Origin of the sequence: Peptostreptococcus russellii (assembly GCF_003012055.1) — a bacterium.
Taxonomy (GTDB): Bacteria; Bacillota; Clostridia; order Peptostreptococcales; family Peptostreptococcaceae; genus Peptostreptococcus; species Peptostreptococcus russellii.
In genome coordinates this window covers 277,697-303,373 of sequence record NZ_JYGE01000003.1, presented here as the reverse complement: position 1 = coordinate 303,373, position 25,677 = coordinate 277,697, and the positions used below count along the sequence as shown (strand labels likewise).

Sequence of the window (25,677 nt, the reverse complement as noted above, 5' to 3'; positions counted from 1 at the left end):
ATTACTAAAACATTGCTACAACACCGATCCATGCAAGAACGATGGAAACTATCCAAAATATAAATACAACCTTTGTTTCTGGCCATCCACACTGTTCATAATGATGGTGAAGAGGAGCCATTTTAAAGATTCTTTTCTTAGTCTTCTTAAAATAAAGAACCTGTATTATAACAGATAGTGCCTCTGCAAAGTATATTCCTCCAACTATTGGAATAATAAGTACTGAATTGGTAAATATTGCAAATGCTGTAACAGCGCCTCCTAGTGCCATTGAACCTGTGTCCCCCATAAATACCTTAGCAGGGTTTACATTGAACCACATAAAGCCTATACAAGCCCCTAAAGTAGCTGCTGCCATTTGAGACATACCCATATTATTTGCTATCATAAGAGCAAATACCATAAAGAAAGTAGATACGATAGCTGTTATACCACTGGCTAATCCATCCAATCCATCAGTAAGGTTTACTGCATTTACAGTTCCAAGTATTACAACTAACATTACAGGAACATAAGCTATGCCTATATTAATTCCTGCCTGTGAAAATGGAACTATAAACTGTATACCACTTCCAATTGCTTTATATTTATAAATTGAAATTACTAAAGCTAGTATTACCTGTAATACAATCTTTTGTTTAGCAGTAAGCCCTAGTGATCTTGTCATTTTTATTTTTACAAAATCATCTATAAAGCCAACCATTCCAAATCCTAACATACATAAAAGAGCCATAAATATTTCAGTGCTTAAATCTGCTCTTATAAGTGTTGCAATAAGAATTGCCAACATCATCATTACTCCACCCATTGTAGGCGTTCCGTTTTTCTTTAGATGTGATTGAGGTCCATCATCTCTTACCGTTTGTCCAAACTTAAATTTATGTAAAAATGGTATTAAAACTGGCCCCATAACCATCACCAAAACAAATGCAATTATAGCTGTTAAGGTTAAATCTTTAAATCCTAGCATTTACAGCCTCCTTCTATATACTTTACTATATCTTCAAATTTCATACCTCTTGATGCCTTTACTAATATAGCATCATCTTTTTTTAATATATCAGATAGAGAAGCTATTAATTCTTCCTTAGTTTTAAAATGATATACCTTACTTAGATCAAATCCACGTTCCTTAGCTTCAGTGCCTATAAATTCAGCAGATTCTCCTGTAGTGATTATGACATCCACTTTGTCAAGCGTTTGAACTCCAATCTTTCTATGAGCTTCTTCTGCAAATTCTCCCATTTCAAGACAATCTCCCAGTATTGCTACTCTTCTCTTGTCATTATATAGGCTAAGAACTTTCATTGAAGCTATCATAGAATCTGGGCTTGCATTATAAACATCATTTATTATTGTAAAATCATCTGTGTTTATTATATCCTGTCTATCTTTAGTTGCTTGGAAATTTAGCAAACCTTCCTTTATTTCTTCAATAGTCATCCCTAAAATCAACCCTACAAGTATAGAAGACATAGCATTATATACATTATGTTCTCCAACAGTTGGTATTTCAAACTCTATTTCATCTTCTATGCCTTCAATAGAAAGAGTGAATAATGTTTTTTCATCTCCTATTGATACTATCTTTCTACATGAAACAGTATTATCTCTTCCTTTTCCAAATGAGTATACTGTGTATCCTTCTTTATCACCCTTGTTATATTCCTTATAAACTTCAGATAAAAACTTATCATCTCCATTTACTATTAGAGTAGAAGCTTCATCAAAGTAGCTAGCAATTTCCATTTTTGCTTTGAAAATTCCCTCTTGTGATCCAAGAAGTTCTATATGTGACATTCCTATATTAGATATGACACCTATTTTTGGTCTAACTATATCAACTAAATATTCAATTTCACCAAATCCACACATTCCCATTTCTATAATGGCACATTCATTTTCTCTATTTAAATTAAATAGAGTTAGAGGCACCCCAAATTGATTGTTTAAATTTTTCTCATTTTTTAATGTGTTAAATTTATTGGATAAAACAGAATAAATCATATCTCTAGTAGTTGTCTTTCCTACACTTCCAGTAACACCAACTACTGGAATATCAAAAGCCCCTCTATAATATTTAGCAATTTTGCCAAGTGCTATTTCTGTATTTTCCACCTCAATTACTGATGAGTTTTCCAATTCTTTTTCAACAAAAGATTCATCACTAATCAAAAATGCTCTACATCCAAGCTGATAGGCGTCTTTTATGTATTTATGTCCATCTTGAACTTCACCTACGACTGCTACAAACAAAGATTGACTATCTGCCATCCTACTATCTATAACAATTTTTTTGATCTCATTATTTTCATCACCATAGATCAATTTGCCTTCTGTTGACTTGAGTATTTCTTCAACTGTTAAGCTAATCATCTTATTCCTCCTAAAATAAATGGAAACTGTAAATAACAAATGATTTATAATCGCTAATAAATTTTAGAAATAGCTATAATCTATTAATATAACTATTTCTAAACATATCCATTTATACTGTAAGTAGCAATGAATATTTATTATTACTCAATCATAAAAGTTATCTCTTATCTACAGACCATATTTTTTCAACATCTATTATATTACCAGTTTTACTTTTTTTCTGCCACCCTTAATTTTGCACTTCTTGACCTTGGATTGACATTTACTTCCTCTTCACTAGGTAAAATAGGCTTTCTAGTGATTATTTTTACCTCACTTTTTTTGTCACATTGACAAAATGGCATCTCTGGTGGACATATACAGTCCTGAGCTAAATATTTATATTCATTCTTTACTATTCTATCTTCTAAAGAATGAAATGTTATTATACAAATTCTTCCAGTTGGATTCATAATACTTACTGCATCATCTATCATATTTTTTATTACACCCAACTCATTATTTACTTCTATTCTTATAGCTTGAAATGTCCTCTTTGCTGGATGAGGTCCATTCATTCTGGCTTTTTTAGGTATGGCCTTTTTTATTATTTCTACCAAGTCATATGTAGTTTCTATTGTCTTGTCTTTTCTTTCTTCTACTATAAACTTAGCGATTCTTTTAGACCAGTTTTCTTCCCCATATTCTTTTATAATCTTGTGAAGACTCTCTTCAGAATAATTATTTACTATGTCCCACGCAGAATTTTCACATCTATTATCCATTCTCATATCAAGTGGTGCATCATTCATATATGAAAATCCTCTTGAAGCCTCATCTAGCTGATGTGATGATACTCCTAAGTCAGCCAAAACTCCATCAATCTTGTCTATCCCCAAAGACTTTATCTCATCTTTTATATTTTCAAAATTACTATGAACAAGTATTACTTTTTCTCCAAACTCTGCCAATCTTTCTTTTGCAACATTAATAGCATTTATATCTTGATCAAAACAAATAAGTCTTCCATCTTCAGATAATTTTTTTGCTATCTCCTTGCTATGACCTGCTCCACCCATCGTACAATCAACATATACACCATCTGGCTTTATATTAAGATTTTCTATGCACTCATTTAAGAGTACAGAAACATGATTAAATTCCATTTTTACTCCTTTTTAATAAAGCTATATGCAATACAATCGCTACTGCTATCCCAATCAAACTGATTAATTGAGCCATTCTAATAGGTCCAAACATTAAGGAATCCGTTCTTAGTCCCTCTATTAAAAACCTACCAAAAGAATACAATAACAAGTATTCTACTAATATATAGCCTTCATATTTTTTTTCTTTTCTTCTGGCAAATATAAATATAAATATCAATAAATCCCATATTGACTCGTATAAAAACGTAGGGTGAACTTTTTGCCCTTCCACTATTATACCCCAAGGTAAATTAGTTGGTCCACCATGTGCTTCTTGATTTATAAAGTTTCCCCATCTTCCAATTGCTTGTGCCAAGGGAACTCCTAATACTACTATATCTGCTAGCTTAAAAAAATTCAGCTTTCTTACTCTTGCAAATACTACTCCTGTAATAATTCCTGCGATTATACCACCGTGTATTGCCAAACCTCCGCCACGTATGTTAAACATTGCTGATATACTTCCTGAGTAGTTGTCCCAACTGAATATAACATAGTATATTCTAGCACCAATTACACCAAGAGGAATTAAAAACAACGCTAAATCTATTACATCGTCCTCCTTATAGCCTACTCTTTTTGCTTCTCTTGTTGCGATTACAACCGCCAAGAGCATACCAATAGCTATAAGTATTCCATACCACATTACATCTATGCCAAAAACAGAAAATGCTACTCTATTCATCTCTTCCTCCTAGTATTTACCCTCTAAAAATAATATATTCTATTCAATTATAAATTATATTGAATAGAATATATAGTCTTTTTTTCAATACAAAAACTTTAAATCTTTTAGCATTGATTTAATTTTAAATTATTGGTTGAATTCTCTAGTAGTTTCTTTTGGCTCTACAATAGATAAAACACTATTATCTTCCTTAAAAAACTCATACAGTCTTTTATTTATATCTTCTATTTCAACTTCCTTTAATACTTCAAAGTACTCCAAGAAATTGATTCCTCTAAACATATAGTTCAAAAAATTGTTTGCTATATAGTTTATTGAATCAAAAGACTTCAAAAATCCACCGATTTTCTTTTTCTTATTGATTTCAAATTCATAGCTATCTATACCTGTTTTTTTAAGATTTTCTATGTATTCATCTATTCTTTTCTTCACTTCTCTCGGATCTTTTGATGCTCCTGAAGCAACTGCATATGCATAATCCTTTTGAGATAGATAACCTCCAGAAATTCCACCAACAATCAATCCTTCATTATATAGATTTTGATGAAGATCTCCACTTTCTGAGAAGATTATATCGAACAACATATCTGTTATTATTTCTAACTTCAAACTTTCCCTAGCTTCCCTTTTTACAAATTCATCTTTATAACCTATATAAAACATTGGCATAGATACTGTATACTTGTCTACTATCAGACTTTCGTTAATTTCTAAAGGTTCTTTTTCCATAAATCTCTCTATATTTTCAGAGAAGTCAATATCATCATTATTGGCTTCTTTAATAGTCTCAATCAATTTGTCTGGATCTAAATCACCGACAATAAATAGCTTCATATTTGCTGGATTATAAAAAGTATTGTAACACTTATATAATTCTTCTGGAGTAATCTTATATATACTATCTACACTCCCTGCAATATCTATATTAGTATGATGTTTAGAATACATCGCCTTTAAACAGTTAAAATAAACATTCCAGTCAGGATCATCTTGATACATCTTTATTTCCTGTGCAATTATTCCTTTTTCTTTCTCGACATTTTCTTCAGTATAATATGGTGCTTCAACATATTCAATTAAGTGCTTTAAAGAAGGATAGAAATTTTCTGTAGCTGAAAATAAGTATGCCGTCATTGTAAAGCCTGTAAATGCATTTGCGCTTGCCCCTAATCTAGAAAACTCATCAAAAGCATTTGAACCATCTGCTTGTTCAAACATTTTATGTTCTAAAAAATGTGCTATTCCTTCACTTACCCTTATTTTCTCAGTTTCTCCTATTGGAACAAACTCTAAGTCATTTGACCCAAAGTCTACTCCTAATACCGCATATTTGTTCACAAATCCCTTTTTGGGTATATAAAATACCTCAAGGCCATTTTCCATTTTATCAAAATATAGCTCTTCATTTATAATATCATTGTAAATTTTATTCATCAAAGTCCTCCCAAATATTTTAAAATGTTATTGCATATATTCTTTCAGCTAGCTTATAAATTTCTTATTCTATTTTATATATTAAGAAAAATTAATAAAGCTAATAACAGAAATACTATTGCATTACATTTTTATTTACAAATTCTTTTTGTAGATTTCTTTACAGTAATCTTATTAGCTTAATTACCTTAGATAGTAAACAGTATCTTCAAAAATATTTGCCATGGACCTAACAATGCTTTCTTTATCTACATTTGATACATAATTTATAACTTCTTCAATCTCTAGATTTGTTCCACTAATAAATTGATTATAAGTAAAGTCAGACTCTCCTGATACTGAATCATAAGATGCCTTTAGAGCGTTTAATATACTCTTTTTAGAATTATCTACATCTTCCTCTGAAAAGTTGCCATTTATTACATCTTGCAATTCCTTTGTTATAAGTTCTAATGCTCTTTCATAATTGTTAACTTCTATACCTGAACTCACAATCATTAGACCTTTGCACTTTTCTAAAACAGAGCTTGCATAGTAGCAAATACTTTCTTTTTCTCTTACATTATTGAATAGTTTTGAATGTGGTCCACCACCAAACAAACTATTGCCAACCATCAAGCTATAATAGTTTTCATAATCCTTATAATCAACACCTGTTCTGTATCCAATTACTAGTTTTCCTTGATTAGCACCGATTATCTCCGTTAGATAAGTCGGATCATGAGGAACTATATCAAACCTTTCTCTTTCAATATTTTCTATGTTACCTCTGTCAAACTTAAACTTGTCATGACAAATTTTGTGTGCTTCTTTTTCATCAAAGTCGCCTTCTACAGTTATAAATATTCTTGATGTAGCTATAAATTCTTTGTACATCTCATACATATTTTCAGCAGTTATTGACTTTAAATCCTCCACATAACCTACTTGATCTATAGAGTAAGGCTCATCATAACACATTGCTTCTATACATCTTAAAGATGCATAGCTTCTCTTATCATTTATTTTTGAATTTATCTCATCCTTTAATATTTCTTTTTCTATATCAAACATATCTGGATTTAGCTTATTATCTATTACTAAGGGATTTGAGACTATTTCATTTATAAAGTCTACTACCTCTTCAAATATAGGTTCATCTAAATATTTATCTGATACACTCAAAAATTTAAAGTAAGTTAATGCTTTTTCACCATGTTTACTTACTCCTACATTCATTGACATTCCATATAGTTCATCCAACCTTCTAGATATATCTCTCATAGTAGGGTATTTCATTGTACCCACAGATAGCATATTTGATAACAATGATACCTTAGTTGCCTCTTCTCTCTTCAGGTTTCTTGCAAAATATATTGAAATCAAATTCGATTTAAACTTTTCATTCTTTATAAGACCTAAAGACACTCCTTTGTCTAAGTCAAATATACTTATATTAGACATATTAAAATTTTTCTCCTTATTTTTTTACAAATCTTATATGACGCAGTGGTAATTGATTCTCTATTGTATTTCCTTTTATGTTTATAGCGTCAATATTGGCAATATCATTTAATGCCATAACATCTGTAATCCTATTATTGGCAATATTCAAAAACTCTAAACGTCTTAAACCCTCTAAAGGCCATATATCAACCACATCATTTCCATGAAAATCTAACTTTTCTAGATTTTGGCAAGCCTTCAAAGGTTCTATATTATTTATTGAATTAAAAGCCATATATAAATGCCTTAAATTCTTAGCATATTCTATTCCCTTCAAACTACTGATATCTGATTCATTTAAATCTAATAAGTCAAACTTTTCCATCATCTCAGGTGTCACTTCCACACCATCAAAATTAGGATCAATCTTTTCTTTATAATTTTTTATTATTGCTTTTTTTAAATTCTCACATTCAAAATCAACAAACATTTATACTCCCTCTTTTCTTGTATTTTACCAAAACGTCTATCTAGTTATTATAACATAAAATCATAGTTTGTTAAATTCCAAGAATTTTAAAAATACAGCTGAATACTATTAATTTTTTATCGTTAATTATTTATATCCAAAAGTTTTATATTGTTTTTCAGTTATGAAACAATCAAAATATAACTATCACTTTTCAAATATATGATTTTATATATTTAAAAGAAAAGCAGTTTATAGCTAAACTATTCCATATATTTTCTTTTTAAATTGATTTTATTATTTAAATTATATATATAAACTTCTTTTTAATATATAATTAATCAAACTTTCTATAAGTTAGCTATATAAATATCCCTTAATACTACTTAAGTTTGAGCCTAGGTTCAGCAAAATATATAAAATCTTTTAAAGGACTATAATTCTTTAGATGCTTTAAAAATATATTTTAAAATCAAAAAAGCTAGCCGTTCACAATATGAACAACTAGCTTTTTAATATGGATATTTAAATTTATTTTATACATTAAATTTAAATAAAATTACATCTCCATCTTTAACTATATATTCTTTTCCTTCTAGTCTTACTAATCCTTTTTCTTTAGCAGCCGACATAGTTCCGTATTCAAGAAGATCTTCATAGGCAATAGTTTCAGCCTTTATAAATCCTCTTTCTATATCAGAATGAATCTTACCACCTGCCTGTGGAGCCTTCATTCCCTTTTTGATAGTCCATGCTCTTACTTCCTGAGGACCTGCTGTAAGGAAAGATATCAATCCTAAAAGATGATATGAAGACTGTATAAGCTTATCAAGACCTGATTGTTCTAATCCTAATGTTTCCAAAAACTCATGCTTTTCTTCTTCAGTTTCCAACTCAGCAATTTCCGCTTCAATCTGAGCTGATACAACTACAACTTCTGAATCTTCAGTTGCTGCAAACTCTCTTACTGCCTTAACCATTTCATTATTTGCACCATCATTTATTAAATCATCTTCGGATACATTAGATACATAGATAACTGGCTTTGAACTTAATAGATCCAAAGTTTTTACATAATCCCATTCATCTTCAGTAAGATCCATAGTTCTTATACTCTTACCTTCTTCCAAAGTTTCTTTTAATTTTTTCAATATATTCAACTCAGACTGCAAAGTTTTATCTGCTTTTAATCCCTTTGTTGTCTTAGTTATTCTTCTATCTAATATTTCTTCATCTGAGAATATTAGCTCTAGATTAATTGTTTCAATATCTCTTAAAGAATTTATATTTCCATCTACGTGTACTACATTTGAATCTTCAAAACATCTTACTACGTGAACAATAGCATCTACTTCTCTTATATTTGATAGGAATTTATTTCCTAGACCTTCTCCTTTTGATGCACCCTTTACAAGACCTGCTATATCTACAAACTCTATAGCTGTCTGAACAATTTTTTTAGAATCATAAAGTTCTTTCAATTTGTTAAGTCTACTATCTGGTACGGACACAACTCCTACATTTGGATCTATTGTACAGAAAGGATAGTTGGCAGATTCAGCACCAGCCTGTGTAATTGCATTGAACAAAGTACTTTTACCAACATTTGGCAATCCTACGATACCTAATTTCATAATATATTACCTCCACTAAATAAATCAATTTATGTGTTATTAATTATATTTTAAAGGATTTTTATAAATAAAAAAATGCTCAATAAAACATATATAATAAAAAAACACGCTTTTTAACACTCTATATTATATCTTATAAATATTATAAAATCAATGTTTTAGACCTCTTTTAAGCTTTTTATTATTTACTATTTTTGCTTTGAAAGATATTTTTTAACTTTATATTAATTCATTATATAATAGTTAGAGGCTATTGATCGACAATAGCCTCTAACTTATAAGCATATTTCTTTTTATTTATACATTAAAATTTACCAATATTTTTCCTACTTTCATACACCATAACTGCTATAATTTTTATAAATTCGCAAAGTAAAACTATTGAGATTGATATAAGCATATAGTAATATGTAAAAACTTTCTCTATACTAAAATATTTGGCGAAAAATATCATCAAAGAAAGAATTAAAACATTTATTAAAATATCTTTTGAAAAGTATATTTTCTTTTTATCAGCAAAAATAAATTTATTAATATTAAAAAAATCAATAAATAAATTAATAAATTTACTATACTATCAGTAAATATTTTTTCTTCAAAGTATATATTTTTATATGTTACATATCTCATCATAGACATTTTAGTGTTTGCGAGATAGTTTATTAGTGCAAATAAGAAAAAAGGGGTAAGTTCTATTATATACATCATTGTTTTTAAAAGTTTCATTTATTTTCTTCTTAATCTATTTAAAATCATTTTTTGAGTCTGGCTTTTTCATATTATTTGGTGCACCAAGCTGAACAGGCAACTCTTCATCCATCTGCCACATATTCCAACCACCATCATATAATACAAAGTTATCCCAGCCCATCATCTGTGTCATTTCCCAAGGCACTGCGGCTCTCCATCCAGTTCCACAGTAAAAGGCTGCCTTATCATCTTTTTGTATTCCTTGCTTCTCCCAAAGTTCTGCCATTTCCAATGGATTTCTAAATGTTCCATCTGGGTCGTAATAATCCTGCATACTAGATGCATCACTTCCAGCAAATCCCCATATAGCTCCCTTTGGTTCTCCAGCTTTAGATATATAGTCATATCCACTAGTTTTACCTATATACTCTTCCCAAGACCTTATACTTATTAATTTTAACTTCTCACTACCCATTTTTTCTATAACTTCCATAGCTGTCGAAATATTTATTTGAGAGTTAGAAGCTACTACTCCAAAATTATCTATTTTTTTAGGCTTATTTATTTTTGATTCAGTTGGATACTTTGCCTCTTGCCAAGCTTTCAATCCACCGTTTAATATTCTTACATCTTCAACGCCCGCCCACTTCAATGCAAACATCACCCTAGCAGCTGCAGACGAATCACTTGAATAAAGAACTATTGTCTTATCTTTTGATATGCCAGCCTTTTCAAGATTTTTTTTAACTACTTCAGCTTTTGAAATATTCCAGTCAGGACCGTTTTCTATCCAATCTGTATTGAAATGATATGCTCCTTTTATATGTGAATTTTTATAGTCCTTTGCCTGACTCACTGGACCCCAAGATACCTCAAATATCATATAATCCTTATTCTCTAAACTTTCCACTTCTTTTCCATCAGTTAAGTCTTTTAGCCACTGTGCATTTACCAGCTGTTCATATCTTGGAAAGCTAATCATATTATTTTCTTCATTCTCTGAAAACTCATTGAGTTTATTGTAAATTGATACATCATAAGCTAAATCTTTTAACATTTTAGCAACCTTTTTAGTATTTTCTGAATCTGTATCATAGACAATAATCTTTTTCTTTTTATCTATTCCCTTATCTTCAACAAATTTAGCAAGCTTATTATCATTTACCCTTCCTATCCAGTCAGCACTATACTGAAGTGCACCCTCTATATGACCACCTCTTGCTAATCCATCTTGTTTAAAACCATTATAATAACTATCATTCCTTGTATCTACAAATATATAATCATCATCTAAGGCATACTTTTCAGCATCTTCTGTAGATATACTGGAAAATTGTACAGTATCCTCTTTCTTATCTCTTGATTTTGAACTAACTTTACTGTTACATCCAGTCAAGGATAAACCTAATATCATAGCACATGATACTGTTTTTAAAATACTTTTCTTCGATAACATACTTTTCCCTTTCTTTTTTAATATAAACTCTCTATATTTTTATATATTATATCTATAATACCACAATAATGCTATAATAAGAAAATTCTAATCATAGATTTTTTCTATTAGATACTCTCATTATATAGTTTATTTCTCTTATGATATTTTCTGTTATAATTTATAAATATTTTTATTTATTTTTTACTATATTCTATCTTTTATATTTTTCATATAAATTATTATCAGCTTTATACTTTAATATATTTATATTATATCATTAGTATTTAAAATGATCAGCTCTTACATTACAATTTCTTTTAATTTTATGATATAATATTATTAATTTACCATGGAGGTCTTATTATGAATAAAAGAAGTGCTATTGAATTAATTTTAGGAATTTTATTGATTATATGTTCCGTATTTACTTTTACAAAGCCAACTGCTACTTTTACAGTACTCGGATACATTATTGGATCAGCCGCAATTTTAAAGGGAATCCACTTTATCTATTTATATTTCAAAAATAGAGATTTTATGGCTTTTAAAGCCAATACTTTCCTAGTTCTTGGAATACTACTTTCTATTATTGGATTTATTTTTATATTAAAACCTATATTTGCAAATAATGTATTTGCCTATATACTAGCCATCTGGTTTATTTACGATTCAGTAAATAATTTCTTCTCTATAAATCTACTAAAGAGAATCAACTTTGGGCTATATATACTTGGAATTTTAGCAAATGTCCTTCTTCTTATCGGTGGTATTTGTATTATAATAAACCCTTGGGTTGCAAGTATATCCTTAGCAATCGTACTTGGGGTTACGTTTTTAGTATCCGGAATAGAATATACTATCTTTGCCATAACAGGTAGAAAAGATTCTAATAAAAGTACTAATTTTACATCTAGAAACTTAAAATAAGTTTTAAATGTATCTATAAATAAAAACAGGCTGCTTTTAACTATTGAAATTTAAAAGTAGCCTGTTTATTTTTATCAATTATCAAATTTTTATAAGTATTTAAATGTTTTATTTATACACTTATATTATTCTAGTCCCTTTTCTTCTCTTACTCTTTTAGCAGCTTTAATTACTTCGCCCTTTTCATCATAGAAAACTCTTTCACCATTTATAATTTGATACTTTTCATGACCTTTTCCTGTAATAAGAATCATATCTCCCTCTTCAGCTATGCTAAGAGCTTTATAAATAGCCTCTGCTCTATCAGCTATTTTATATATTTCACACTCTGAGTCAACAAAAGATTTTGCTATATCGTTTATTATGTCCATTGGTTCTTCATCGTCTGGATTATCTGTTGTAATAACTGTTATATCTGCTAGTTTTGCTGCTACATCACCTAGCTCTTTTCTTCTGATTACACATCTACCACCTATTGAACCAAATAGACAAATCATTCTATTAGGCTTGTACATATGTAGTGTTTCAAGAACATTTTCTAAACTCATTCCATTATGAGCATAATCTACTACAACTGTTGCATATGGTAATACAGGCAATACCTCTACTCTTCCATCAACTTTTGCAGTTGATAATGACTTTAGCATTTTTTCTTTATCTATATCAAGATATTTGCAAACTGAAATAACGGCCAAAGCATTGTATATACTAAATTCACCTGGTGAACATATATGTGCATTTGTTTTTTCAGATCCATCTTCTATATAGTCAAAGTTTACTCCTAAAGCTTTTTCATCTCTTGTAAGATCTATATTTTCTGCTTGAAGATCACTTTCCTTATGTATAGAGAATGTTGCTATGTCTGATTTTGCATTTTCAATCATATACCAAGCATTTTCATCATCTATATTTATTATTCCATGCTTGCAAAGTGAAAACAACTTACTCTTACAGTATCTATAGTCTTCAAATGTAGGATGTTCTTTTGGACCTATATGATCTGGTGATAGATTTGTATATATACCTATATCATATTTTACATCGTGAACTCTGTCCATCATTAAACCACTAGATGAAACTTCCATAGCTACGCATTCTACTCCTGCATCAAGCATTTCCTTGATTGTTTTATGAATTTCATAACTTTCAGGAGTTGTGTTTACAGTTTTTGATTTCACATCATTATAGAATACTCCATTTGTTCCTATTACACCTGTATTTAATCCAGATTCACAAAGAACTGTTCTTATATAATTTGTAATCGTAGTCTTTCCCTTTGTACCAGTAACACCAATCACCTTAAGCTTGCTAGATGGATCACCAAAGAAATTAGATGACATCTTTGACAAGGCTAATCTAGTGTCTTTTAAAAGAATTTTTATACTTCCTTCTGGTAATTCTATATTTTCTGTTACAACAAACACTCTACATCCATTATCATAAGCATTTTTTATAAAATCATGCCCATCCATAGTTTCGCCCTTTATGGCTATAAAAATATAGTTTTCTTTTGCTAGTCTTGAGTCATATACTATATCTTCAATATCTATATTATCTGTTTCAGAGGGATTTATACTAGATATATATTCAATCCCTTCCAATATGTTACTGAGTTTCATATCTACACCTCTTAAACTCTCTTTTTAAGTTTTCTTCCTGATTTTACTATTGTGTTCATAGCTAATACCTCAGATGAATCTACAAAAAAATCATCTGATAGGCCTTCATTTCTCTTTATAAGTGATAGCTCTGTACATCCTAATATAGCACAGTCACAGTCATTTTCTTTTAATACACTGATAACTTCATTAAACATATCCATATCAGCATCTTTTCCAGCCTTAACATCTTCATAGATTATTTTCATTATTTTTTCTTGATTTTCATCATCCAAAACATGATAATCTACTCCTTTTTTCTCACACATATCCTGATAAAGTCCTGTCTTAATGTTGCCAGTAGTAGCTAGTATACCTATTTTTTTATGATTCTCTTTTATTGCATAGTCAACTGTTTCTTCAATCATATTTAAAAGTGGTATTGCTACACTATTATTTATTTTTTCGTGAAAATAATGTGCTGTGTTACAAGTCAATACTAGAAAGTCAACACCTATAGACTCTAATCTTTTGGCATCTTCTACAATGTAGTCTAATGGAGAATCTTCTGATTCACCCACTATATATGCTGTTCTATCTGGAGTGCTTGCTCTATTAACCACTATCATATCTACGTGATCTTGATCCTTAGCTGATTCAGTCATTTCCACTACTAACTCATAAAAATAAACAGTTGCCATTGGACCTAATCCGCCTAGTACTCCTACAGTTTTATTTTTTTTCATATTACTATCTCCAAACTACTTATTTCTTGCCACAATATTTTTTGAATTTCTTTCTTTGATTTATTCCATACAATTTGATATAAAGGCTTCTCTTAAAGTTACCCTTTAAGTCATAATCATATTCATATGAATGTGCACTTTTTCCACTTGACACTAGTTTCTTACATTTATTTACAAGCTTTTTATCTGAAACATAATTATAAACTACTGCATTTGGAATTACATGCCAGTAAAATTCATCCTTTTGTATCTTAAGATCCATATCCTTCTCATATACTCTATCTTCTACTACATACTTTGCAACATTATTTCCTGATGATGTTACATAGTAGTTGCTTCTTCCCTGTCTTAAGTTTATTTCAAATACTTTATATTTATTATCTCTATCATCATACTTCATATCAAAATTTGAAAATCCTACATAACCTATATCTTCTAGGAATTTTTTATATTTTTCCATCAATTCCTTATCATACTCCGTTATTATAGCTGCATGATTTCCTATTCCCTTTGGTGTATGTTCTTCCAAAAGTACGTGACCTAGACACATCATCTTTACTTTTCCAAATCTGTCTGAATAACAAGTCAGCACTCTCATATGATCATCTTCCCCTGGAATAAGATCTTGTACAATCATACTTTTTTCATAGCCATGTGAATATATTTCATCCATAATATTTCCAAATTCTTCTTCAGAATGTGCTATATAAGCCTTATTCATACCTTCAAAAGGATTCTGGAAGAAAGATATACTATCAGATGCCTTTATAATAACTGGATACTTAAAGTCAAACTCTCTTGTCTTGTCACCTTTATTATATATATATGTCTTTGGATAATCCAAACCATATTTTTCGCAAACGTCATAGAAAGATTCTTTTTCTACTAGTTTGTTTTTCAGATCAGAATCTATATAAGGAACTATAAACTTATCTTTTAGCTCCTCCCTATGATCTATAATTAACTCTGCATATTCATCTGTACATCCCATAAGAATCAATACTTCATCATCACCGTGCTTGTCAGCTTCATCAAGTAATATCCTAACAAATTTTGACTCATCTGTAATCTCTGGAGTTTCCCTAAAATCAATAAACTTACTGTGGTTAGTAGCTCCTAGATAGTACCTTCCGAAAGCTATTGAAGTGACCCCATACTCTTCGTGAAAGGCTCTAGCAACACTATAGCAGTTCAAATCACCCCCGCATAATATCGGCTGTATCTTCTTATTTTCCATTTTAATGTCCACCTCTTTTTATTATTCATTAGACAAATTGTCTTCTTTTAATTTTATAATCAATATATCTATATAATCAATTGTTTTTAAAAAACTGCTCTATATATTTTCAACTTTTCTTTTCTATTCAAAAGCAGGATTAAAAATACCATAAATATACAAATATACATTACCTATAATATATTATAATTAAAATATTTGCAAGATTTCTAGTTCTAAAGTTTATCTAGTCATTCTTTAATTTTTCTTTTATTTCATTAAATTCTTCTTCACGCTTATGTTCTTTTTGATTAGGGAATGCCTTTAAAAGCCTTCTTTCACTATGCTTTAGACTGTTGTGTATTTTTCTCTTTTTATCCCTAAGCTCAGAAGCAGTATATTTTTTATCATCTGCAAATCCATCTTCACCATAGATATTGCGATATAGTTTATTCATTTTATCTATTGTAAATTTCTCGATTTTTATCTCTCTATTATAAATTCTGCTCGATAAGTCTTTTTTGAATTTTTCCCTTGTAACTTCTCTGTTTTTCTTGCTTTCTTCCTTTTCTTTTTTCTTTTCATTAGAGTACTCTTGCATATCATATAGTAACTTTTCTTTTCTTCCAACAAAGTCTTCCTTTACTTGACTTGTTTTTTCCTTCATATCAGACGTCTTAGTTTCTATATTATCAATTATTGGCTGACCTCTATCCACTATTTCAAGAGTTCCTTCACTTACATTTTCACCAATCACATCACTTACCCTATGTATCTGACCTTGTATCTCACTCAAAAGCTCTAGCTTTCTATTAAACTTATTGATTGATAAAACAGTTGCAAGTGCATCTATAAACATTGTAATAGCAAATATAATTGTAAATAAAAATAAAATATCTGTACTGAACAAAGATACAAATGCTTCTATAAGCTCTTGAATGTCCCTTATAAGTATAATTCCTCCTATACCCCAATAAACGCTAAACTGCAAACTTACATAGCCTCCTAAGTTGAAGGGAACATCTGAATAGTCCCACCACCTTTTATTAAATAATTTATCTAAAATAAGGCCTGCAAAATATTCCAAAACACTACACAAAACTGCGGACCCAATAAATAATAAAAGTAAATTATCTTTTACTGGCTCTAAAAAATAAACAATAATTACTGCTCCAAATCCATAAATCGGACATACTGCCCCAGCTAACATACCTCTGTTTATAAATTTACCACACTTAAGGGCGTGATAGGAAACTTCCACAGTCCACCCCAAAAATGCATATATAAAAAAATACATTACAAATTCTATCACTTCTCTGTTTAGTAACTGTTCCATAAAACCTCCCTTAGCCTTTACTCAAATAAGTTTAACTAATCGATTTAGCAACAAACTATATAAGCATATATATACCTTTTATATAAAAATTAATGCTAAATGATAAATTTAAAATAATTCACTTAGTATATATATCTAAGCCTAATTCATTATTTTTTAGTATAAAGTTACATTATATATTAATTATTATACCATAAAAATATTTATTTTAGGTAAAATATACAGGACTTTTTTTCTCTTAAAGCCTTGTATCACTTGCTTTATAGCCTCTTTCTAGCAAACTTCAGATGTTCTTATAAAGTACAATTCAAATCCATATATAAGACAGTTTCTAAAATAGCAATTTATAATTTTATTGCTCCTATCTACTCACTGTTTTACTCATTCTATAAGGGTCTACCAACTATTAACTTTATTTTTTTTGTGAAATATATTAAGATATTACTTAAAGAGATAATAATTATAATTTTTTAAGAAAGGAAATATAAATGAATATAATACTTGCAAGTAAATCACCTAGAAGAAAAGAGCTTCTAGAAATGTGTAATATTTCATTTGAAACTCTTGTTTCTGATATAGATGAAAAAGAAATAGAGAAAAAAATTTTAAAAGAAAAAAAAGACGATAATATATATGCTCAAGCAGATAGTTTAACAGCCTCTTTGGCATATAACAAGGCTAAAATAGTTTCATTAAGGAATCCTAATCATATTGTTATAGGATCTGATACAGTAGTTGCCAGCGACCTTAAAATACTAGGCAAACCTTTAAATGAATCAGATGCTTATCAAACATTGTTACAATTGTGTGGAAAAGTTCATAGAGTCTATACTGCTGTGAGTCTGTTTATAAATGGTGAAGAAGAATTTACATTTACAAACTACACAGAGGTTGAATTCTTTAAATATGATGAAGATATGGAAAATATAATAAGAGAGTATATAAAAACAGCTTCTCCAATGGATAAGGCTGGAGCATATGGAATTCAGGATATGGGATCTCTTTTAATTAAGGAAATCAAGGGCGATTATTACACTGTTATGGGTCTACCAATTTCAAGACTATACAGAAAGCTTCTTCCTTATATTTAAGTTATACTTTTAATATTCATAGCATACTATCTAAAGTATACTTTCTAGATTTATTTTTGTATTTATAGATAAATGAGTAAATTAACATAAAAAGAGACACTTAAATTTAAGTGTCTCTTTTGGGTTTTTTTAATTAATCTTAATTCTTTACTTTTTATTTAACTGCAATTCTGCCTTCTTCTTTTGCAGCAATTTTTCCTTCTTCAACTTCTACTTTCTTTCCAGACTCTAAGTTTGTAAATATAACAGGTGTTATTGTATCATATCCTTTTGACTTTATAAACTCATTATCCATATGAGCCAATTTGTCTCCAAGCTCTACCTTATCACCTACATTTACAGCTATATCAAATCCTTCTCCCTCTAATTTAACTGTATCTATACCCATATGTACCAAAACTTCTAGTCCATCATCTGTAGCAATTATAATCGCATGCTTAGTTGGGAATATCATTCCAACTTCACCTGCAACTGGGGCAAATATATCTCCATCAACTGACTTCACTGCAAAGCCTTCTCCCATTAATTTCTGTGAAAATACTTCATCATCAACCTTTGATATGTCCAAAAGTTCTCCCTTAGCAGGAGAAACTATTTTTATATCACTATTAGATAAATCTACCTTCTTAGTTTCATCTGTTGATTCTATATTTTTTTCTTCCTTTTGATAATCAAGGTATGCATCGTCAACACTAGATGCCTCTATATATTCTTCCAAGTTTGACTTGATAACAGATACTCTAGGTCCATATATAACTTGTACTCCTCCACCGCTTTTTACTACACCAGCAGCACCAGTAGCCTTTAAAATATCATCTTTTACCTTAGCAGAATCTGCCACAGTACATCTTAATCTTGTTGCACAACAGTCAACATCTTCTATATTTGACTTTCCACCTAAACCATGAACGATTGCCATTGAAAGTTCATCTATAACTGCCTCTGATTCTTTAGATCCACCCTTACCCTTTTTAGCATTTACATCTGCCTTAGTATAAAGTTTCACTTCTTCATTAGCACTGTCATCTCTACCTGGTGTCTTTAAATCAAACTTCTTAATCAAGAAACTAAATAAGAAATAATAGACTGCAAAATATGCAATACCAACCATCACAATTCTAAGCCAATGAGTCTTTGCATCCCCTTGTAAAATACCAAATAAAGTCATATCTATTAATCCACCTGAGAAAGTCATACCTACACCTACCTGAAGTATATGCATCAACATATAAGATAGCCCTGCTAGTATACAGTGAATTAAGTATAAAAATGGAGCTACGAATAAGAATGTAAATTCTATTGGTTCAGTAATACCTGTAAGCATAGATGTAAGTGCTGCTGAAAATAGTAGTCCACCTACAACTTTTCTCTTTTCAGGCTTGGCAGTTTTATACATTGCTAAAGCTGCTCCTGGTAAACCAAATATCATAAGTGGGAACTTACCTGACATAAATCTTGTAGCTTCAACACTAAATACTGTTGTATTTGGGTCGGCAAGCTGAGCAAAGAATATATTCTGTGCACCTTCTACCATCTTACCTGCAACCATCATAGTACCACCTACAGATGTTTGCCAAAATGGTAGATAGAATACATGATGAAGTCCAAATGGAATCAATATTCTTTCCATGAATCCATATACCCACGTTCCAAAGTAACCTGACACTCTAACCACATTACCTACTGCATTTATTCCAAATTGAACCGTTGGCCAAATATAAAACATCAATACTCCAACAATTAAAAATACTACTGCAGATATTATTGGAACAAATCTAGTACCAGCGAAAAATGATAATGCCTGTGGTAATTCTTGTTTATAAAATCTATTATGTAAGGCTGCAACTCCTAAACCTACTATAATACCACCGAACACACCCATTTGTAATGAATTGATACCTACTGTCAATGCAGTAGAACCTTCCATCATCTTTTCAACACCGCCATTTACTTCAATCATCGCACCTATTGAGGCGTGCATAATAAAGAATGCCACTGCACCAGATAAAGCTGCAACAGCCTTTTCTGCCTTAGCCATACCTATTGCAACTCCCATTGCAAATAATATAGGTAGATTCGCAAATACTATATCACCTGCACTTTTCATTACAGTCAGTATTGAATTTGCAAATGTTCCAGGTCCTAATACGCCCATTAATCCATAGGCCTCTAACATTGTAGTATTAGTAAATGATCCACCAATACCCAAGAACAGACCTGCAACTGGTAGAATTGCTATCGGAAGCATAAATGATCTACCAACCCTTTGTAAAACACCAAAAATTTTGTTTTCTCCCATGAGATCCTCCTTAATTAAAATAAAAACTTTTATATTTATCATATGTAAGCCTTTTTATATTATCAATACAAACAAGCAATAAACTCTAAATATTTTATAATTTCTAATAAAATCAAGCAATATTCAAAAAACACCTTTTTATGAATATTCTGCCTACATTGTATATATACCAAATTATAAAGCATTCTAATCATTCATATTTATAATAATAAAAAAGACTTAAGCACATGTAACAATAAATAATAGATTTCTAGAAAGTAATTGTGACAAATTAACTCCCTTAAAATACTATTTACTCTTACATATACCTAAGTCTTGCCTTCTTCAGTAACAATCTTAGTAAAACTATTGTAATTTTTTAGTGACTCTATCAATGTGTATCATAAGATAAAGCTCCTCATCTTTACTAATATCATAATTATAGTTATTTTTGATATATACTTTTATCTTTTGAACACATCCATAAGCCTTATCATATTTAATTTTAACCACATCAAGTAAATCACCATTACCATCAGAAGAATTTTCTCCTGAAAGAAGTCTTTTAGCAAAAAACCTAATATGTGTTACCAAACGATCATAATCTAAATCGTTTTCTATATAATCTATTTTATAATAATATCTGATAATATTCAAGACATCTTTCAAAATTTTTAAAACTTTCATATCTTCATCGCGTTTATCACTATTTCCTTGATAGTAAGCATTTATTATATGTGTAACAATAAACGCAGCTTCATCATCTGTAAGCTCAATATCAAAACTTTCATTAATATGATCTACAGCCAACTGAGCAGCTTCATATTCTTTTTTGTATACCCTTTTTATTTCATGCAAAAAAGTATTTCTTATAAGCATATCATTTTTTGCCCTTTTTATTGCAAATTCTATATGATCTGTTAAAGATATATAAATATATTGAAATAGTTCTTCTTGAAGCTTAGTCTCTAATATTTTTATGACTTCAGCTGCAACTTCAAAAACTTCTTCATCTATTTCCTCAACCAAAGACATCAATCTATTTTTAACACCTGCATCGCTTGATATAAACTTCTTTTCAACTCTATCTACATCTACAAGCATTCCCTTTTTTTTCTGAAAGCCAATGCCTTTTCCAGTTAGAATATACTCTTTTTTAGAATAAGCATCCAAAACCAGTACTACATTATTATTGTATACTTGTTTGATAAGCACATTCATACCTCCTTATATCCATAAAAATCCACTAAATATATTTTACTCTCTAATAGAAATATTATCATACTTTTGAACAAAATTAAATAGCAATAAAAAATACTTATATCATTTACCTTTGATTCCTACTCAAAATATGATTTTTAATAAAAAGATGCCCCGAGAGTTATATTTCAAACTCACAGGGCATCATATATCAAATCATAACTATCTTATCATGTACTATTTCTAGTTTATGAAAACAGTAGCTAATTACTTACTTTCAGCCATTTTCTTATAGCCTTCATATCTTTCTTTAGCATTCTCTTCAGCCATAGTGAATAATTCTTCACTTTGTTCTGGGAACATCTTAGCTATTGAAGCATATCTGTTCTGTCCTAAGATAAACTCTCTGAATGATTCTGTTGGTTCCTTAGAATCTAATGAGAATGGGTTCTTACCTTCAGCCTTAAGCTGTGGATTGTATCTGTATAGGTGCCAGTATCCAGCCTTAACTGCATCAGCTTCGTTTTCTACTGATTTACCCATACCCTTCTTAATTCCGTGGTTGATACATGGAGCATAAGCTATTATTAGAGATGGTCCATCATATCTTTCAGCTTCTAGTAATACCTTTAAGAAGTGGTTCTTATCAGCACCGATAGATACCTGAGCAACGTATACGTTACCGTAAGTAGCAGCCATCATACCAAGATCCTTCTTCTTAGATCTCTTACCTGCAGCAGCGAACTTAGCCATTGCAGCAGCTGGAGTAGCCTTTGAAGACTGTCCACCAGTATTAGAGTAAACTTCTGTATCAAATACTAGTACGTTTACATCTTCTCCTGAAGCAAGAACGTGATCTAATCCACCGTAACCGATGTCATATGACCAACCGTCTCCACCAAGGATCCACTGAGATCTCTTAACGAAGTAGTCCTTTAATTCTACTAATTCAGCAACTACATCTGAGTACTTACCTTCAGCAGCATACTTTTCAACTAATGAAGTGAATGATTCACTTGTAGCAATAGTTGTGTCGCCATTGAACATGTTTGCTAAGTATTCATTTATAACAGTCTTTTCAGCTTCATCAGAAACTAATCCAACTAATTCTTCAGCTAAATTCTTAACCTTATCTCTTAACTGGCTAACAGCTAAGTACATACCGTATCCGTATTCAGCATTGTCTTCAAATAGTGAGTTTGCCCATGCTGGACCCTTACCTTCGTGGTTGATAGTGTAAGGAGTTGATGGAGCTGAAGCACCCCAGATTGAAGAACATCCTGTAGCATTTGCAACCATCATTCTTGGTCCAAATAACTGAGTAGCTAACTTCATGTAAGCAGTTTCTCCACAACCTGCACAAGCTCCTGAGAACTCAAGAAGTGGTTGTCTAAACTGTGATCCCTTTACAGTTGTGTTTGGCATAGCGTCTGGCTTAGCAGATACCTTAGAGAAATCAGTAGCGAAGTACCAGTTTTCTTCCTGAACTTCCTTCTGTTCTTCCATTGGCTTCATTACTAGAGCCTTTGTCTTTGCTGGACATATGTCAGCACAGTTTCCACATCCTGTACAGTCCATAGCAGATACCTGTATTCTATACTGTAATCCTTCTAATCCCTTACCTACTGCCTTCTTAGTCTTGAAACCTTCAGGAGCATTAGCTGCTTCTTCTTCAGTTAATAAGAATGGTCTTATTGCAGCGTGAGGACAAACTAGTGAACACTGGTTACACTGGATACAGTTATCTAACTGCCATTCTGGAACATCTACTGCTATACATCTCTTTTCATATGCAGCTGTACCAGCTGGGAAACGTCCGTCTTCTCTACCGTTGAATGCAGATACTGGAAGGCTATTACCTTCAACTGCAGTCATAGGTCTTAATATATCCTTTATGAATGCTGGTTCAACAGCTTCTGTCTTTTCTTCGTCTACTGCGTCTGCCCAAGCTGCAGGAACATCTATCTTAACTAGAGCTCCCATACCCTGATCAACAGCTTCGTAGTTCATGTTAACAATCTTGTCACCCTTCTTACCGTAAGTCTTCTTTATAGAATCCTTTAGGTACTTAACAGCATCTTCTTCTGGTATTATGTTAGCTAGCTTGAAGAATGCAGCCTGACAAATCATGTTTATTCTATTTCCTAATCCTATTTCCTTACCGATATGAACAGCATCTAATGTGTAGAACTTGATATCATTTCTAGCTATATATCTCTTTAAGTCAGCTGGTAAATGAGAATCTAATTCTTCTGGAGTCCATACAGTATTAAGAACGAATATTCCGCCCTTTCTTAATCCCTTTATAGTATCATACTGGTATACATAGCTCTGCTTATGACATGCAATGTAATCAGCTTCATCTAGTAGGTAAGTAGACTTGATTGGTTCATCACCGAATCTTAGATGTGACATTGTAACACCACCAGACTTCTTAGAGTCATAATCAAAGTAAGCCTGAACATACTTATCAGTGTTATCACCTATTATCTTTATAGCCTGCTTGTTTGCACCAACAGTACCATCTGATCCAAGACCCCAGAACTTACATCTTACTGTTCCTGGATGAGCTATCTTTATTTCTTCCTTAGCGGCAATTGAATGATCTGTAACATCATCAGTTATGCTTAGAGTGAATCTATCCTTTGGAGCATCTGAAGTTAAGTTTTCGAATGCAGCGTTTAGATCTGTAGGTATAGTATCCTTAGATCCTAATCCGTATCTACCACCTATAACCATAGGAGCATTTTCTTCTCCGTAGAAGATATCTCTTACGTCTAAGTATAGTGGTTCACCATTAGCACCTGGTTCCTTAGTTCTGTCTAGTACTACTACTCTTTCAACAGTACTTGGCATAGCATCTAGGAAGTGCTTCTTAGAGAATGGTCTATATAAATGAACCTTAACTATACCGTATTTTCCGCCTCTAGCGTTTAATACGTCGATTAATTCTTCAGCAGCTTCTGTAACTGATCCCATAGCTACCATTACATACTTAGCATCTTCTGCACCGTAGTAATCGAATAATCCGTGCTTTCTACCAGTCATTTCAGACATCTTATTCATGTACTTTTCAACTACTCCTACAATGTTGTCATAGTACTTGTTAGATGCTTCTCTTGTCTGGAAGTATATATCAGGGTTCTGAGCAGTACCCTTTGTTATTGGCTTATTTGGAGAAAGTGCACTATCTCTAAATTCCTTAACTGCGTCAAAGTTTAATAACTTAGCGTAGTCATCATTTTCAAATAGTTCAACCTTCTGAATTTCATGAGAAGTTCTGAAACCATCGAAGAAATGTATAAATGGTAGTTTACCTTCTATAGAAGCGTAATGAGCTACTGGAGCTATATCAGCAACTTCCTGAACTGATCCAGATGCTAGTAAACAACATCCTGACATTCTAGCTGCCATAACGTCCTGATGATCTCCGAATATTGATAGTGCCTGTGAAGCTAGAGCACGTGCTGTAACATGGAATACACCTGGTAGTAATTCACCAGCGCACTTATACATGTTTGGAAGCATTAGTAACATACCCTGAGATGCAGTATAAGTAGATGTTAATGCACCTGCTGATAAAGATCCGTGGAATGCACCTGCTGCTCCACCTTCAGACTGCATTTCTACAACCTTTACTACCTGTCCAAATATATTCTTTCTTCCCTGAGATGCCCATTCGTCAACAACTTCTGCCATTGTTGAAGAAGGAGTGATTGGGTAAATAGCAGCAACATCTGTAAATGCATAAGATACATGAGCAGCAGCTGTATTACCATCAACTGTTTTCATAAATTTAGCCATGATTTAAATCCTCCTTAAGAATTTCAATTATTAATATAATGTTTCTTGTATACAATATAAAATAAATTGCTAGCCGATAATTTGGATAACGTTTTTTTTAAAAAAAACGAATTCAAATTGATTTAGCAATTTATTCC

At 31.0% G+C, this 25,677-nt stretch carries 18 protein-coding genes; 2 read left to right on the top strand and 16 right to left on the bottom strand.

Annotated features, from left to right (window positions below; genetic code table 11):
• Positions 1 to 4 precede the first annotated feature (4 nt).
• The 9 genes from mraY to UF10_RS03305 all read right to left on the bottom strand — a co-directional run bounded on the left by mraY (position 5) and on the right by UF10_RS03305 (position 11,362).
• Positions 5 to 970, bottom strand: a complete 966-nt coding sequence (mraY, locus tag UF10_RS03350; protein ID WP_106776404.1) for a phospho-N-acetylmuramoyl-pentapeptide-transferase — start codon at positions 968 to 970, stop codon at positions 5 to 7.
• On the bottom strand, positions 964 to 2,376 hold the full coding sequence (locus UF10_RS03345; RefSeq protein WP_106776403.1) for a UDP-N-acetylmuramoyl-tripeptide--D-alanyl-D-alanine ligase: 1,413 nt from the start codon (positions 2,374 to 2,376) through the stop codon (positions 964 to 966). Before UF10_RS03345 ends, mraY begins: the two co-directional genes overlap by 7 nt.
• Before the next feature lie 212 nt (positions 2,377 to 2,588).
• A complete protein-coding gene (gene rsmH / locus UF10_RS03340) occupies positions 2,589 to 3,524 on the bottom strand; it encodes a 16S rRNA (cytosine(1402)-N(4))-methyltransferase RsmH (protein WP_106776402.1) in 936 nt (311 codons plus the stop codon).
• Positions 3,514 to 4,251: a prolipoprotein diacylglyceryl transferase gene (gene lgt, locus UF10_RS03335; RefSeq protein WP_106776401.1), complete on the bottom strand. Its 738-nt coding sequence runs from the start codon at positions 4,249 to 4,251 to the stop codon at positions 3,514 to 3,516. The genes rsmH and lgt overlap by 11 nt, the downstream gene beginning before the upstream one ends.
• Before the next feature lie 129 nt (positions 4,252 to 4,380).
• Positions 4,381 to 5,688, bottom strand: coding sequence for an EF-P 5-aminopentanol modification-associated protein YfmH (gene yfmH, locus UF10_RS03330; protein ID WP_106776400.1), 1,308 nt, complete (start codon positions 5,686 to 5,688; stop codon positions 4,381 to 4,383).
• 183 nt (positions 5,689 to 5,871) lie between these two features.
• Complete coding sequence (gene yfmF / locus UF10_RS03325; RefSeq protein WP_106776399.1) at positions 5,872 to 7,131, bottom strand: EF-P 5-aminopentanol modification-associated protein YfmF; 1,260 nt, start codon at positions 7,129 to 7,131, stop codon at positions 5,872 to 5,874.
• A 16-nt stretch (positions 7,132 to 7,147) separates the two neighbouring features.
• Entirely contained in the window at positions 7,148 to 7,603 is a 456-nt protein-coding gene (locus UF10_RS03320; RefSeq protein WP_106776398.1) for a leucine-rich repeat domain-containing protein, read from the bottom strand.
• Between the two features lie 515 nt (positions 7,604 to 8,118).
• Positions 8,119 to 9,216 (bottom strand): redox-regulated ATPase YchF, encoded by a 1,098-nt coding sequence (gene ychF / locus UF10_RS03315; RefSeq protein ID WP_106776397.1) that lies wholly within the window; start codon positions 9,214 to 9,216, stop codon positions 8,119 to 8,121.
• Positions 9,217 to 9,958: 742 nt separating this feature from the next.
• Complete coding sequence (locus UF10_RS03305; protein WP_106776395.1) at positions 9,959 to 11,362, bottom strand: sulfurtransferase; 1,404 nt, start codon at positions 11,360 to 11,362, stop codon at positions 9,959 to 9,961.
• A gap of 345 nt (positions 11,363 to 11,707) precedes the next feature.
• Between UF10_RS03305 and UF10_RS03300 the strand changes: the two genes are divergently transcribed.
• Positions 11,708 to 12,271, top strand: coding sequence for an HdeD family acid-resistance protein (locus tag UF10_RS03300; RefSeq protein WP_106776394.1), 564 nt, complete (start codon positions 11,708 to 11,710; stop codon positions 12,269 to 12,271).
• A 125-nt stretch (positions 12,272 to 12,396) separates the two neighbouring features.
• Here the strand turns inward: UF10_RS03300 and UF10_RS03295 are convergent, their stop codons facing one another.
• The 4 genes from UF10_RS03295 to UF10_RS03280 form a co-directional block, all read right to left on the bottom strand.
• Positions 12,397 to 13,890 (bottom strand): UDP-N-acetylmuramoyl-L-alanyl-D-glutamate--2,6-diaminopimelate ligase, encoded by a 1,494-nt coding sequence (locus tag UF10_RS03295; protein WP_106776393.1) that lies wholly within the window; start codon positions 13,888 to 13,890, stop codon positions 12,397 to 12,399.
• A gap of 11 nt (positions 13,891 to 13,901) precedes the next feature.
• The gene (cuyB, locus tag UF10_RS03290) at positions 13,902 to 14,615 is read right to left on the bottom strand and encodes a cysteate racemase (RefSeq protein WP_106776392.1); all 714 of its coding nucleotides are present in this window, start codon (positions 14,613 to 14,615) and stop codon (positions 13,902 to 13,904) included.
• A 19-nt stretch (positions 14,616 to 14,634) separates the two neighbouring features.
• Complete coding sequence (locus UF10_RS03285) at positions 14,635 to 15,852, bottom strand: carboxylate--amine ligase (RefSeq protein ID WP_106776391.1); 1,218 nt, start codon at positions 15,850 to 15,852, stop codon at positions 14,635 to 14,637.
• A gap of 226 nt (positions 15,853 to 16,078) precedes the next feature.
• Positions 16,079 to 17,167, bottom strand: coding sequence for a putative ABC transporter permease (locus tag UF10_RS03280; RefSeq protein WP_106776390.1), 1,089 nt, complete (start codon positions 17,165 to 17,167; stop codon positions 16,079 to 16,081).
• A 488-nt stretch (positions 17,168 to 17,655) separates the two neighbouring features.
• Between UF10_RS03280 and UF10_RS03275 the strand changes: the two genes are divergently transcribed.
• The gene (locus UF10_RS03275; RefSeq protein ID WP_170062439.1) at positions 17,656 to 18,258 is read left to right on the top strand and encodes a Maf family protein; all 603 of its coding nucleotides are present in this window, start codon (positions 17,656 to 17,658) and stop codon (positions 18,256 to 18,258) included.
• A 154-nt stretch (positions 18,259 to 18,412) separates the two neighbouring features.
• Here UF10_RS03275 and UF10_RS03270 read toward each other — a convergent pair whose 3' ends face one another.
• The 3 genes from UF10_RS03270 to nifJ all read right to left on the bottom strand — a co-directional run bounded on the left by UF10_RS03270 (position 18,413) and on the right by nifJ (position 25,540).
• Entirely contained in the window at positions 18,413 to 20,557 is a 2,145-nt protein-coding gene (locus tag UF10_RS03270; protein ID WP_106776389.1) for a PTS transporter subunit IIABC, read from the bottom strand.
• A gap of 345 nt (positions 20,558 to 20,902) precedes the next feature.
• A complete protein-coding gene (licT, locus tag UF10_RS03265; RefSeq protein ID WP_242969028.1) occupies positions 20,903 to 21,751 on the bottom strand; it encodes a BglG family transcription antiterminator LicT in 849 nt (282 codons plus the stop codon).
• Positions 21,752 to 22,003: 252 nt separating this feature from the next.
• Positions 22,004 to 25,540: a pyruvate:ferredoxin (flavodoxin) oxidoreductase gene (gene nifJ / locus UF10_RS03260; protein WP_106776388.1), complete on the bottom strand. Its 3,537-nt coding sequence runs from the start codon at positions 25,538 to 25,540 to the stop codon at positions 22,004 to 22,006.
• Positions 25,541 to 25,677 lie beyond the last annotated feature (137 nt).

What these genes read in the sequence shown, in the direction of transcription:
- UF10_RS03345 (WP_106776403.1), bottom strand. Translation starts at nt 2,376, where the DNA reads ATGATTAGCTTAACAGTTGAAGAAATACTCAAGTCAACAGAAGGCAAA.
- UF10_RS03280 (WP_106776390.1), bottom strand. Translation starts at nt 17,167, where the DNA reads ATGGAACAGTTACTAAACAGAGAAGTGATAGAATTTGTAATGTATTTT.
- UF10_RS03305 (WP_106776395.1), bottom strand. Translation starts at nt 11,362, where the DNA reads ATGTTATCGAAGAAAAGTATTTTAAAAACAGTATCATGTGCTATGATA.
- lgt (WP_106776401.1), bottom strand. Translation starts at nt 4,251, where the DNA reads ATGAATAGAGTAGCATTTTCTGTTTTTGGCATAGATGTAATGTGGTAT.
- UF10_RS03320 (WP_106776398.1), bottom strand. Translation starts at nt 7,603, where the DNA reads ATGTTTGTTGATTTTGAATGTGAGAATTTAAAAAAAGCAATAATAAAA.
- UF10_RS03295 (WP_106776393.1), bottom strand. Translation starts at nt 13,890, where the DNA reads ATGAAACTCAGTAACATATTGGAAGGGATTGAATATATATCTAGTATA.
- UF10_RS03275 (WP_170062439.1), top strand. Translation starts at nt 17,656, where the DNA reads ATGAATATAATACTTGCAAGTAAATCACCTAGAAGAAAAGAGCTTCTA.
- UF10_RS03270 (WP_106776389.1), bottom strand. Translation starts at nt 20,557, where the DNA reads ATGGGAGAAAACAAAATTTTTGGTGTTTTACAAAGGGTTGGTAGATCA.
- rsmH (WP_106776402.1), bottom strand. Translation starts at nt 3,524, where the DNA reads ATGGAATTTAATCATGTTTCTGTACTCTTAAATGAGTGCATAGAAAAT.
- mraY (WP_106776404.1), bottom strand. Translation starts at nt 970, where the DNA reads ATGCTAGGATTTAAAGATTTAACCTTAACAGCTATAATTGCATTTGTT.
- yfmF (WP_106776399.1), bottom strand. Translation starts at nt 7,131, where the DNA reads ATGTCTAATATAAGTATATTTGACTTAGACAAAGGAGTGTCTTTAGGT.
- UF10_RS03300 (WP_106776394.1), top strand. Translation starts at nt 11,708, where the DNA reads ATGAATAAAAGAAGTGCTATTGAATTAATTTTAGGAATTTTATTGATT.
- nifJ (WP_106776388.1), bottom strand. Translation starts at nt 25,540, where the DNA reads ATGGCTAAATTTATGAAAACAGTTGATGGTAATACAGCTGCTGCTCAT.
- ychF (WP_106776397.1), bottom strand. Translation starts at nt 9,216, where the DNA reads ATGAAATTAGGTATCGTAGGATTGCCAAATGTTGGTAAAAGTACTTTG.
- UF10_RS03285 (WP_106776391.1), bottom strand. Translation starts at nt 15,852, where the DNA reads ATGGAAAATAAGAAGATACAGCCGATATTATGCGGGGGTGATTTGAAC.
- yfmH (WP_106776400.1), bottom strand. Translation starts at nt 5,688, where the DNA reads ATGAATAAAATTTACAATGATATTATAAATGAAGAGCTATATTTTGAT.
- cuyB (WP_106776392.1), bottom strand. Translation starts at nt 14,615, where the DNA reads ATGAAAAAAAATAAAACTGTAGGAGTACTAGGCGGATTAGGTCCAATG.